We start from the raw sequence: 11637 nt of genomic DNA, 5'->3' as shown, positions 1-11637 counted from the left end.
GTTTTGCTTTCGTCCGGATTATTCCTCAGGGCGCGCTGAACTACACTGTCTGTCTGCTTTTTTATTTATTGGGTTCACTGGAGAGTCAGCATGATCAAGTCGCGCGCCGCCGTTGCCTTCGAGGCCAAGAAGCCGCTGGAAATCGTAGAAGTCGATGTCGCCATGCCGAAGGCTGGTGAAGTGTTGCTGCGCGTTGTCGCTTCCGGGGTGTGCCACACCGATGCCTACACCTTGTCCGGCGCAGACCCGGAAGGCATCTTCCCGTCGATCCTCGGCCACGAAGGTGGCGCCATCGTTGAAGCGATCGGCGAGGGCGTGACCTCGGTTGCCGTCGGCGACCACGTCATTCCGCTGTACACCCCGGAATGCGGCCAGTGCAAATTCTGCAAGTCGGGCAAGACCAACCTCTGCCAGGCGATTCGCGCCACCCAAGGCAAGGGCCTGATGCCGGACGGCACTTCGCGCTTTTCCTACAAGGGCGAAACGATTTTCCACTACATGGGGACGTCGACGTTTTCGGAATACACCGTGCTCCCGGAAATCTCCGTGGCCAAGATCTCCAAAGACGCGCCGCTGGAAAAGGTCTGCCTGCTCGGTTGCGGCGTGACCACCGGTATCGGCGCCGTGCTCAATACCGCCAAGGTCAAACCGGGTGACACCGTGGCCATCTTCGGTCTCGGTGGTATTGGCTTGTCGGCCGTGATCGGCGCGGTGAAAGCCAAGGCTGCGCGCATCATTGCGATCGACATCAACCCGGCCAAGTTCGAAATCGCCAAACAACTCGGTGCCACCGATTGCGTGAACCCGAAAGACTTTGATCGTCCGATCCAGGAAGTGATCGTCGACATGACCGATGGCGGCGTCGACTTCTCCTTCGAGTGCATCGGCAATGTGCAACTGATGCGCGCCGCGCTTGAGTGCTGCCACAAAGGCTGGGGCGAGTCGGTCATCATCGGTGTCGCCGGTGCCGGTCAGGAAATCGCTACCCGTCCGTTCCAGTTGGTTACCGGTCGCGTCTGGCGCGGTTCGGCGTTCGGCGGCGTGCGTGGCCGTACTGAATTGCCGAGCTACGTCGACATGGCCCAGAGCGGCGAGATCCCGCTGGATACCTTCATCACCCACACCATGGGTCTGGAAGATATCAACAAGGCGTTCGACCTGATGCACGAAGGCAAGAGCATCCGCACCGTCATTCATTTCTAAGGAGCAGCGGCAAGCTACAAGCCACAAGCTGCAAGCAGGCGCAACGCCCTCTTGCAGCTTGAAGCTCGCAGCGTGCGGCTGAAGTGCTATGAATCTGGAAAACATTTCCTGTCAGAAGAGTTTCGGTGGCTGGCACAAGCGCTATCGCCATCGCTCCGAAGTGCTTGATTGCGACATGGTCTTCGCCGTGTACCTGCCGCCGCAAGCGGAGCAGGGCGGCAAGCTGCCAGTGCTGTACTGGTTGTCCGGGCTGACCTGCACCGATGAGAATTTCATGCAGAAGGCCGGTGCGATGCGCATGGCCGCCGAGCTTGGTCTGATCATCGTTGCCCCGGATACCAGCCCACGTGGCGCGGATGTTCCGGACGATGCAGACAAGGCTTGGGATTTCGGTCTCGGCGCCGGGTTTTATCTGAACGCCACGCAGGAACCGTGGGCGCGGCACTATCAGATGCATGACTATGTCGTGCAGGAGTTGCCCGCTCTGGTCGAAGCGCATTTCCCCGCTTCCGACAAGCGCAGCATCAGCGGCCACTCGATGGGCGGCCACGGTGCTTTGGTCTGTGCCTTGCGCAATCCTGGGCGGTATAAATCGGTTTCGGCCTTTTCGCCGATCACCCATCCGATCGATTGCCCGTGGGGTCAGAAGGCCTTTTCCAACTATTTGGGCGAAGACCGTTCGAAGTGGAAAGAGTGGGACGCCTGTGTGCTGATCGCAGAGGCGACGGAGAAGTTGCCGTTGCTGGTCGATCAAGGTGATCGTGACGATTTCCTCGCCACGCAATTGAAACCCGAGGCCTTGCAACACGCAGCAAAACAAGCGGGGCATCCGCTGGAGCTGCGCCTGCAACCGGGCTACGACCACAGCTATTTCTTCATCTCAAGCTTCATTGACGACCACTTGCAGCATCACGCACGCGCTCTGCGCGGTTAATGCAGGTAGAATCACGCCCTGACAAAAATCGGGGCGTTTTTTTATGCGTATTGGCCACGGCTACGATGTGCACCGTTTCGCTGAAGGCGATTTCATTACTCTGGGCGGCGTGCAGATTGCACACAGCTTCGGGCTGCTCGCTCATTCCGACGGTGACGTCCTGCTGCACGCCTTGAGCGACGCCTTGCTCGGCGCGGCGGCGCTGGGTGATATCGGCAAACACTTCCCGGACACCGATCCGCAATTCAAGGGCGCCGACAGCCGTGTGCTGTTGCGTCATGTGGTCAGTCTGATCCACGCCAAGGGCTGGAAAGTCGGCAACGTCGACAACACCATCGTTGCCCAGGCGCCAAAAATGGCGCCGCATATCGAATCGATGCGCGCGCTGATCGCGGCGGATCTTCAAGTTGAGTTGGATCAAGTGAACGTCAAAGCTACCACCACCGAAAAGCTTGGCTTTGTCGGTCGCGAAGAAGGCATCGCCGTGCACTCCGTTGCCTTGTTGCTGCGCGCATGAATGAACTGCAATTGCTCGGCCCGCGGGCCTATGGCGAACCCCTCGGCACAGCGGTACTGAAAGCCATTGCCGAAGATTTCCAGGTCGATGAAGTGCTGGATATCCCATTCAGCGGCGACGGCGAACACCTGTGGATCTGGGTGGAAAAGCGCGGCCTCAATACCGAAGAAGCGGCACGGCGGATCGCCAAGGCAGCCGGCGTGCCGTTGCGCACCGTCAGCTATGCCGGCCTCAAAGATCGTCAGGCCCTGACCCGACAGTGGTTCAGCGTGCAATTGCCGGGCAAGGCCGATCCGGATCTGTCGGCGGCGGAAAACGACACGCTGATGATCCTCAAGACCACGCGCCACAAGCGCAAGCTGCAACGCGGTGCGCATTCGGCCAACGGTTTCACGTTGCGCCTGACGCAATTCGATGGCGACAAAGACGCGCTTGAACAGCGCCTGCAACTGATCGCCAAACAAGGCATTCCCAATTATTTCGGCGCCCAGCGTTTCGGCCATGACGGCGGCAACGTTGTCGATGCCCGGGCGTGGGCGGCGCGCAAGGCTTTGCCGGAACAGCGCAATGTGCGTTCGCGGTTGCTGTCGACGGCGCGCAGCTTTCTGTTCAACCAGGTGCTGGCGGCGCGCGTCGCCGATGGCACCTGGAACACCGCGCTGGTTGGCGATTTGTTGGCGTTTACTGACAGCCGCAGCTTTTTCCCGGCGGGTGAAGCGGAATGCAGCGACCCGCGTCTGTCGATTCTCGACCTGCACTCGACCGGTCCGCAGTGGGGCGAAGGTGACTCGCCGGCTGCTGGTGCTGTCCATGAACTGGAGCAGGAGATCGCCGCCCGCGAAGCGGATCTGCGCGACTGGTTGATCCACGCCGGCATGAGCCATGAACGTCGCATCCTGCGGCTGCCCATTGGCGGGTTGACGTGGCATTATCCCCAACCTGACATTCTGCAACTGGAATTCGTCCTCCCGGCCGGATGCTTTGCCACCGTATTGGTGCGCGAGCTCGTTGATCTGGTGCCGGTGGGGCAGACGGACAGCCCATGCGTATTCTGATTTCTAACGACGATGGGGTAACCGCGCCCGGTCTCGCCGCGCTTTATGCAGCGCTGGCGGATTACACCGAATGCGTGGTTATCGCCCCGGAGCAGGACAAAAGCGGCGCCAGCAGTTCGCTGACGCTCGACCGTCCGCTGCACCCGCAATACCTGGCCAACGGCTTCATCAGCATCAACGGCACACCGACCGATTGCATTCACCTGGGCCTTAACGGCTTGCTTGAGCGCGAAGCGGACATGGTGGTTTCCGGCATCAACCTCGGCGCCAACCTTGGTGACGACGTGCTGTATTCCGGAACCGTGGCGGCAGCCCTTGAAGGACGATTTCTCGAGCGCCCATCGTTTGCCTTTTCACTGGTCTCGCGCCAAGTGGATAACCTGCCGACTGCGGCCTACTTTGCGCGCAAACTTGTCGAGGCCCACGCCGGGCTCGATCTGCCGCCGCGCACGGTACTTAATGTGAACATCCCCAATCTGCCTATCGATCACATCCGTGGCATTCAGTTGACCCGTCTCGGCCATCGCGCCCGCGCGGCGGCGCCGATGAAAGTGGTCGATCCGCGCGGCAAGGCCGGTTACTGGATTGCTGCTGCCGGCGACGCCGAAGATGGCGGCCCGGGCACCGATTTTCATGCCGTGATGCAGGGTTATGTGTCCATCACACCGTTGCAGCTCGATCGCACCTTCAATGATGCCTTCAGAAGTCTTGATGGCTGGCTGGGGGGGCTGAGCTGATGCGTGAACATGACGACCGCCTGCGCAGCGGCATTGGCATGACCTCCCAGCGTACGCGCGAGCGACTGATCCAGCGGCTGTATGAAGAAGGCGTGTCGAACGCCAAAGTCCTGGAAGTGATCCGCCGCACGCCGCGTCACCTGTTTGTCGACGAGGCGCTGGCGCACCGCGCTTACGAAGACACCGCGCTGCCGATCGGCAACAACCAGACCATCTCCCAGCCTTACATGGTGGCGCGCATGAGCGAGCTGCTGCTGGAGGCGGGTCCGCTGGATAAAGTGTTGGAGATCGGCACCGGTTCCGGCTACCAGACAGCGGTGTTGTCGCAACTGGTCGAACGGGTGTTTTCGGTCGAACGCATCAAGGTGCTGCAGGACCGCGCCAAGGAGCGTCTGATCGAGCTGAACCTGCGCAACGTGGTGTTTCGCTGGGGCGATGGCTGGGAAGGCTGGCCGGCGCTGGCGCCCTACAACGGCATCATCGTCACCGCCGTTGCCACCGATGTACCGCAAGCTTTGCTCGATCAACTGGCCCCCGGTGGGCGCATGGTGATTCCGGTCGGCTCCGGTGAAGTGCAACAACTGATGCTGATCGTGCGCGAAGAACATGGCTTTTCCCGACACGTTTTGGGCGCTGTGCGTTTCGTGCCTTTGCTCAACGGGCCACTGGCCTGAGCATTTGCAAACAGGCGCTGAATTCCTTTCAACGGCGCCGGTCTTACACCGGCAGCCAGAGTTTAAACGCTGCGTACTTGCCCTTGGCAAACGTGTGCGTCCGGTGATTTCGCGTCATTAAAGGTAAAGCCGTTTCGGCCCGTTATACTTGCGACACTTCATGCCGCAGTGCGGCATTCAGAATTTTCAGCCACCACAAAGGGAGCGGCGGGTGAGTCTCACAGTCATTGCGCAGCGTATGGGTAACACGAGCTTTCAGCGCCTGGTGACTGGCCTTGTCTTGAGCACCTTGCTGGTCGGTTGCTCAAGCACCAAATCGAGCAACGTACGGGTTGTCGATCGCAATAATTCGGTCGCGCAACGTCCGACCGTTACTACCGGACAATATGTAGTCCGCCCCGGCGATACCTTGTTTTCGATCGCCTTTCGTTACGGCTGGGACTACAAAACCCTCGCCGCCCGGAACAATATTCCTACGCCGTATACGATCCATCCGGGTCAGACAATTCGCTTCGACGGGCGCAGCGGTTCAACGCCGACAGCGGTGGTGAGCAACTCCAGTTCTTCACCTTCTTCGTCGAGTAAAACCACGGTAATCCGGCGCCAGGCGAATGGCACCACAACCACTACAACCACCGGTTCCAAAGGGGTTGTACCGTCCGTCGCGAGCAAACCTGCACCCGCTCCACTGCCTCCGGCAGGCCCGGCCCCGACCGGCTGGGGATGGCCATCTAATGGCGTTCTGATTGGAAAATTCTCTTCAAACGGTAGTTTGAATAAAGGAATTGATATCGCCGGAGATTTGGGACAGCCTGTTTTAGCTGCGTCTGATGGGACGGTCGTATACGCCGGGAGTGGCTTAAGGGGCTACGGCGAATTGGTCATCATCAAACACAGCGAAACCTACGTCAGTGCTTACGGACATAACCGCAGGCTGTTGGTTCGGGAGGGGCAGCAGGTCAAGGTCGGACAGACAATTGCCGAAATGGGGTCAACGGGTACAGACCGGGTGAAACTGCATTTTGAGATTCGCCGCCAAGGTAAACCTGTGGATCCGCTGCAGTTCCTGCCAAGACGTTGATTTGTAGGCCAGCCTGTTCCGTCGCGTAGAGGGGACAGGCTCCAGCGTTGCCAAGGATAAAGGCGTCGCTTGAGCTTGGGGTCGAACTCACCAAAGGACTATAACAATGGCTCTCAGTAAAGAAGTGCCGGAGTTTGACATCGACGATGAGGTTCTCCTTATGGAGACCGGCATCGATTCGGATTCGATGTTGAATGATGAAGGGGCTGCTCCACCTTCCGTTCGTTCCAAATCCAGACACTCCGCCACACTCAAACAACATAAATACATCGACTACACTCGGGCACTTGATGCCACGCAGCTGTATCTCAACGAAATCGGCTTTTCCCCTCTGCTGTCCCCGGAAGAAGAAGTTCATTTTGCGCGCTTGTCGCAAAGTGGCGATCCGGCCGGGCGCAAGCGCATGATCGAAAGTAACCTGCGGCTGGTCGTCAAGATCGCCCGGCGTTACGTCAATCGGGGGCTGTCGCTGCTGGATCTGATCGAAGAGGGCAACCTCGGCCTGATCCGCGCGGTGGAAAAGTTCGATCCCGAGCGCGGCTTCCGCTTCTCGACCTACGCCACGTGGTGGATCCGTCAGACCATCGAACGCGCGATCATGAATCAGACCCGGACCATCCGGTTGCCGATTCACGTGGTCAAGGAGCTCAACGTGTACCTGCGGGCCGCACGGGAGCTGACGCAAAAACTCGACCACGAACCTTCACCCGAAGAAATCGCCAACCTGCTGGAGAAACCGGTGGGCGAGGTCAAGCGCATGCTGGGCCTGAACGAACGGGTTTCTTCGGTCGACGTCTCGCTGGGTCCGGATTCGGATAAAACCCTGCTGGACACACTCACTGACGATCGTCCCACCGATCCGTGCGAACTGCTGCAGGACGACGACCTGTCGCAGAGCATCGATCAATGGCTGTCGGAGCTGACCGACAAGCAGCGCGAGGTGGTGATTCGCCGCTTCGGCCTGCGCGGTCACGAAAGCAGCACGCTGGAAGATGTCGGCCTGGAGATCGGCCTGACCCGCGAGCGGGTACGGCAGATCCAGGTGGAAGGCCTCAAGCGCCTTCGCGAGATCCTGGAGAAGAATGGCCTGTCGAGCGAGTCGCTGTTCCAATAAGCGCCTGATCGACCGCGCGCAAAAAAAGCCCCGGCTGATTCAATCAGTCGGGGCTTTTTGTTTATGCCTGTCTCGTGCATCGCGTTTGTCGGGAATGTGCCAGACGAGCGGTCAGCATTTTCTGAGTTTGTAGTCTCGCGCTGTAAGCCTTTGCTTACTGTGTCGTAAGTGTTCGTTATTTTTACACTTCGGCAGAATGCGATTGCGATCAATGCTAAGCGGTAATTTTCTGATTTATATGAATATTTTTAAATTGTTATGTCTTTATGTCAGCGTAGACCTGCGCCTGAGCCTGATTGCTCCGCTGCGGAAACTCTCTAATATCAGGGCTGTGTCGACGGACAGACACGCCCTTCACGGAAGAGGGGAACGGACATCGCAGGAGGCGATTCATCAGGACGATGAAAAGGACTACAGGGAATAGGGAAAAAATGTGGGCGGGTCATACCGCCCCTTTTTTCGTCTGCAGAAAAGTAAAACCTGCAAAAGCAAAAAGGCCCACAAGGGGCCTTTCAGTCGAGCGCGGGGTAGATCAGCGTTCGAGTTGTTCGATCTTGTTCGGCTTGCCATCCCAATCAGCAGAATCCGGAAGCGGATCCTTGCGCTCGGTGATGTTCGGCCAGATATCCGCCAGCTCGGCATTGAGCTCGATGAAGTTTTCCATGCCGCTTGGGATCTCGTCTTCCGAGAAGATCGCCACAGCCGGGCATTCTGGTTCACACAGCGCGCAGTCGATGCACTCGTCCGGGTGAATCACCAGGAAGTTCGGGCCTTCGTAAAAGCAGTCCACCGGACAGACTTCTACGCAGTCGGTGTACTTGCACTTGATGCAGTTGTCGGTGACGACGAAGGTCATTTCTAATTTTCTCCTCAGGCGGCGGCAGCGTTGCCCCTTCACGGTTGGGGTCGCCAGGTTCGGGAGCGATACCTGCTGACCAGGCTATGAGCCAGCAGCATCCCGAACCGCGCGAGATTCTAACAGCTTGAAGCGAATTGCGTTATATCCGCTTCTTCAGTGCTTATATCCGGTTCTTCAGTGCATAGAGCATTTCCAGCGCTCGACGTGGCGTCATGTCGTCCAGATCGACCTTGGCCAATTCATCGAGCACCGGATGTGGCAGCGAGGCGAACATGTCGCTTTGCTGCGGTGTCGACGGCTTGCCCTTGGCTGCCGGTTTCGGCGCCTCGTGGGGCAAGGCGGTATCTTCCAGGCGACTCAGATGCTCCCGCGCTCGCAGAATCACTTCGCTCGGCACGCCGGCCAGCTGCGCCACCGCCAAGCCATAGCTCTGGCTGGCAGGCCCGGGCAGAACGTGGTGCAGGAACACGATCCGTTCGTTGTGCTCGGTAGCGTTGAGGTGCACGTTGGCTACAAGAGGTTCGGCTTCCGGCAGCACGGTCAGTTCAAAATAGTGCGTAGCAAACAGGGTGTAGGCGCGCAGATGGGCCAAGCGCTCGGCCGCCGCCCATGCCAGCGACAGACCGTCAAAGGTGCTGGTACCGCGCCCGACTTCGTCCATCAGGACCAGACTGCGCTCGGTGGCGTTATGCAGGATGTTGGCGGTTTCGCTCATCTCGACCATGAAGGTCGAGCGACCGCCGGCCAGATCATCGCTCGAACCGATACGGGTGAAGATGCGGTCGACCAGCGACAACTCGCAACTGGCGGCCGGCACGAAACTGCCAATATGCGCCAGTAACACGATCAAAGCGGTTTGCCGCATGTAAGTGGATTTACCGCCCATGTTCGGGCCGGTGATGACCAGCATGCGCGTGTTGTCATCGAGGCTCAGATCGTTGGCCACGAACGGCGTGGTCAGCACTTGCTCGACCACTGGGTGACGACCCTGAGTGATGCGCATGCATGGCTCGCTGACGAAACGCGGGCAGTTCAGGTCAAGATTCAGCGCACGCTCGGCGAGGTTGCTCAGCACATCCAGCTCGGCCAAGGCGCCGGCGGTGTCCTGCAACGGCGGCAACTGGCTGATCAAGTCTTCGAGCAGTGCTTCGTAAAGCATTTTTTCCCGAGCCAGCGCGCGACTCTTGGCCGACAGCGCCTTGTCTTCGAATTCTTTCAGCTCGGGCGTGATGAAACGCTCGGCGCCTTTGAGCGTCTGCCGGCGGATGTAGTCGGCCGGCGCCGATTCAGCCTGCTTGCTCGGCAGTTCGATGAAGTAGCCGTGGATACGGTTGTAGCCGACTTTCAGATTGGCCAGACCAGTACGGGCCTTCTCCCGGGCTTCCAGATCGATGAGGAACTGGCCGGCGTTTTCGCTCAGCGATTGCAGTTCATCGAGTTCACTGTCGTAACCGGTTTTCAGCACGCCGCCGTCACGGATCACCGCAGGCGGGTTATCGATGATGGCTTTGGCCAGCAGCGCCGCCAGTTCTGGATAGGTGCTGGTGGTGGCCGCCAGATGCTGCAGGTGCGGCGCTTCCAGATCGGTCATCGCCACTTGCAGTTCGGGCAGTGCGCCGAGAGCGTCACGCAGACGCGCAAGGTCACGTGGTCGCGCATTGCGCAGGCCGATTCGCGCCAGGATCCGCTCGATGTCGCCGATTTCCTTGAGCTGCGGTTGCAGCTTTTCAAAACGGTAGCCGTCGAGCAGGCAGCGAATCGACGTCTGGCGTGCCAGCAACACGGTGAGGTCGCGCAACGGCCGGTTCAGCCAACGAGTCAGCAAACGGCTGCCCATGGCGGTCTGGCAACGATCGACCACCGATTGCAGGGTGTTGTCGCGGCCACCGGCCAGGTTGGTGTCGAGTTCCAGATTGCGCCGGCTGGCGCCGTCGAGCACCACGGTGTCATCGAGACGTTCGTGACGCAGGCTGCGCAAGTGGGGCAGGGCGGTGCGCTGGGTTTCCTTGGCGTAGGACAGCAGGCAGCCGGCAGCGCCGATGGCCAGGGTCAGGTTTTCGCAGCCGAAGCCTTTCAGGTCTTGGGTGGAAAACTGCTGGCAGAGACTTTTCAGCGCCGAATCACGCTCGAAATCCCACGGCGCACGACGACGTACGCCACGGCGTTTCTCCGCCGGCAGGTCCTTTGGCCAGTCATCTGGAATCAACAGTTCCACCGGGTTGACCCGCTCCAGTTCCGCCAGCAGGTTTTCCCAGCCTTTGATCTCTAGCACGGTGAAGTTGCCGCTGGTGATGTCCAGTACTGCCAGACCGAACAGACGCTCGTCACCCAATACCGCTGCGATCAGGTTATCGCGGCGTTCATCGAGTAACGCTTCGTCGCTGACCGTTCCCGGCGTGATGATCCGTACGACTTGACGCTCCACCGGGCCTTTGCTGGTGGCCGGGTCGCCGACCTGCTCGCAAATCACCACCGACTCGCCGAGCTTGACCAGTTTCGCCAGGTACCCTTCCGCCGCGTGGTAAGGAATCCCACACATCGGAATCGCCTGACCCGCCGACTGCCCGCGCGCGGTCAGGGTGATGTCCAGCAACTTGGCGGCTTTCTTTGCATCTTCATAGAAGATCTCGTAGAAATCGCCCATGCGATAGAACATCAGCTGGTCCGGGTGCTGATTCTTCAGGCGCCAGTATTGCTGCATCATCGGAGTGTGGGAGGACAGGTCGGAGACGGCTTTATTCATCGGATTGTCGGGCAACTCGTTAAAAGATGTAGGGCAAAGCGCGGGCAGTGGCCGGGCTTTTCCGCGATGGGCGCAAGGTTACCATGGCCAGTCTGCCCGACGCAGGCACTGCGGTCGGGTGAGCGTTTACTGGCAGGGAAAAGTTGATCTATGCACGATTTATGCAAATCAGCATTTGTCTTCGCGAAAAACTTCAAGCACTATGCGCGTTATGCAAAAACGCAACGTTTCCTCCGTCTTAAGAGCACTGCTCGACCAGCACGGGATCTCCCCCACGGAGCTCCACCGTCGCACCGGCGTGCCTCAATCAACGCTCTCGCGGATTCTCAGCGGGAAGATTGTCGATCCTTCGGATAAACACATTTCGAAGATCGCCGAGTATTTCAACGTCAGCACAGATCAGTTGCGCGGGCGCGCGGACGTCGCGCCAACGACCGGCGGCACTCGCGCTGACGTGCATGCGGAACTCAAGGACATAAGCCTGTGGGACGACGACACGCCCGTCGATGACGACGAGGTGTCGGTGCCCTTTCTACGCGAGGTTGAATTGGCTGCTGGATCAGGAAGATTCGTCATCGAAGAGAGCGAGCGCTCTAGCCTGCGCTTCGGCAAGCGCAGCCTGCGCCACAACGGCGTGCAATTCGACCAGGCCAAATGCGTGACGGTGCGCGGCAACAGCATGTTGCCGGTTCTGCGTGATGGCGCCACCGTCGGCGTCAA

General features: G+C 59.3%; 11 protein-coding genes. 9 read left to right on the top strand and 2 right to left on the bottom strand.

The genetic code is table 11. From position 1 onward, the window contains the following. The first annotated feature begins 90 nt into the window (after positions 1-90). From OQK_RS05340 to rpoS, 8 genes are all read left to right on the top strand, one after another. Positions 91-1203, top strand: coding sequence for an S-(hydroxymethyl)glutathione dehydrogenase/class III alcohol dehydrogenase (locus OQK_RS05340; protein WP_007908835.1), 1113 nt, complete (start codon positions 91-93; stop codon positions 1201-1203). Positions 1204-1291: 88 nt separating this feature from the next. Beyond that, a complete protein-coding gene (fghA, locus tag OQK_RS05335; RefSeq protein WP_016771457.1) occupies positions 1292-2137 on the top strand; it encodes an S-formylglutathione hydrolase in 846 nt (281 codons plus the stop codon). Positions 2138-2180: 43 nt separating this feature from the next. After that, on the top strand, positions 2181-2654 hold the full coding sequence (ispF, locus tag OQK_RS05330) for a 2-C-methyl-D-erythritol 2,4-cyclodiphosphate synthase (protein ID WP_016771456.1): 474 nt from the start codon (positions 2181-2183) through the stop codon (positions 2652-2654). Next, positions 2651-3709, top strand: coding sequence for a tRNA pseudouridine(13) synthase TruD (gene truD / locus OQK_RS05325; RefSeq protein ID WP_016771455.1), 1059 nt, complete (start codon positions 2651-2653; stop codon positions 3707-3709). Before ispF ends, truD begins: the two co-directional genes overlap by 4 nt. Next, positions 3697-4446, top strand: coding sequence for a 5'/3'-nucleotidase SurE (gene surE, locus OQK_RS05320; RefSeq protein ID WP_016771454.1), 750 nt, complete (start codon positions 3697-3699; stop codon positions 4444-4446). The genes truD and surE overlap by 13 nt, the downstream gene beginning before the upstream one ends. 38 nt (positions 4447-4484) lie before the next feature. Further along, positions 4485-5120 carry a protein-L-isoaspartate(D-aspartate) O-methyltransferase gene (locus OQK_RS05315; RefSeq protein WP_162098733.1) on the top strand — a complete coding sequence of 212 codons (636 nt, stop codon included), beginning with the start codon at positions 4485-4487 and terminating at the stop codon, positions 5118-5120. A 211-nt stretch (positions 5121-5331) separates the two neighbouring features. Then, positions 5332-6201: a peptidoglycan DD-metalloendopeptidase family protein gene (locus OQK_RS05310; protein WP_016771452.1), complete on the top strand. Its 870-nt coding sequence runs from the start codon at positions 5332-5334 to the stop codon at positions 6199-6201. A 106-nt stretch (positions 6202-6307) separates the two neighbouring features. Then, complete coding sequence (rpoS, locus tag OQK_RS05305) at positions 6308-7315, top strand: RNA polymerase sigma factor RpoS (RefSeq protein WP_016771451.1); 1008 nt, start codon at positions 6308-6310, stop codon at positions 7313-7315. A 532-nt stretch (positions 7316-7847) separates the two neighbouring features. On the opposite strand, the gene fdxA is transcribed toward rpoS, so the two are convergent. Then, entirely contained in the window at positions 7848-8171 is a 324-nt protein-coding gene (gene fdxA, locus OQK_RS05295) for a ferredoxin FdxA (protein ID WP_016771449.1), read from the bottom strand. 163 nt (positions 8172-8334) lie between these two features. Beyond that, entirely contained in the window at positions 8335-10917 is a 2583-nt protein-coding gene (gene mutS / locus OQK_RS05290) for a DNA mismatch repair protein MutS (protein WP_016771448.1), read from the bottom strand. Positions 10918-11119: 202 nt separating this feature from the next. On the opposite strand from mutS, the gene OQK_RS05285 reads away from it, so the two are divergent. Then, the coding region (locus tag OQK_RS05285; RefSeq protein WP_038860589.1) for a LexA family transcriptional regulator at positions 11120-11637 on the top strand (518 nt) is incomplete at its 3' end.

Origin of the sequence: Pseudomonas sp. R62 (assembly GCF_000257605.1) — a bacterium.
Taxonomy (GTDB): domain Bacteria; phylum Pseudomonadota; class Gammaproteobacteria; order Pseudomonadales; family Pseudomonadaceae; genus Aquipseudomonas; species Aquipseudomonas atacamensis.
The sequence above is the reverse complement of the archived record's forward strand: the minus strand, read 5'-3'. Positions and strand labels throughout refer to the sequence as shown.

Bases quoted from the DNA above. Each gene is read 5' to 3' on its own strand.
- OQK_RS05340 (WP_007908835.1), top strand. From the start codon at position 91: ATGATCAAGTCGCGCGCCGCCGTTGCCTTCGAGGCCAAGAAGCCGCTG.
- fghA (WP_016771457.1), top strand. From the start codon at position 1,292: ATGAATCTGGAAAACATTTCCTGTCAGAAGAGTTTCGGTGGCTGGCAC.
- ispF (WP_016771456.1), top strand. From the start codon at position 2,181: ATGCGTATTGGCCACGGCTACGATGTGCACCGTTTCGCTGAAGGCGAT.
- truD (WP_016771455.1), top strand. From the start codon at position 2,651: ATGAATGAACTGCAATTGCTCGGCCCGCGGGCCTATGGCGAACCCCTC.
- surE (WP_016771454.1), top strand. From the start codon at position 3,697: ATGCGTATTCTGATTTCTAACGACGATGGGGTAACCGCGCCCGGTCTC.
- OQK_RS05315 (WP_162098733.1), top strand. From the start codon at position 4,485: ATGACCTCCCAGCGTACGCGCGAGCGACTGATCCAGCGGCTGTATGAA.
- rpoS (WP_016771451.1), top strand. From the start codon at position 6,308: ATGGCTCTCAGTAAAGAAGTGCCGGAGTTTGACATCGACGATGAGGTT.
- fdxA (WP_016771449.1), bottom strand. From the start codon at position 8,171: ATGACCTTCGTCGTCACCGACAACTGCATCAAGTGCAAGTACACCGAC.
- mutS (WP_016771448.1), bottom strand. From the start codon at position 10,917: ATGAATAAAGCCGTCTCCGACCTGTCCTCCCACACTCCGATGATGCAG.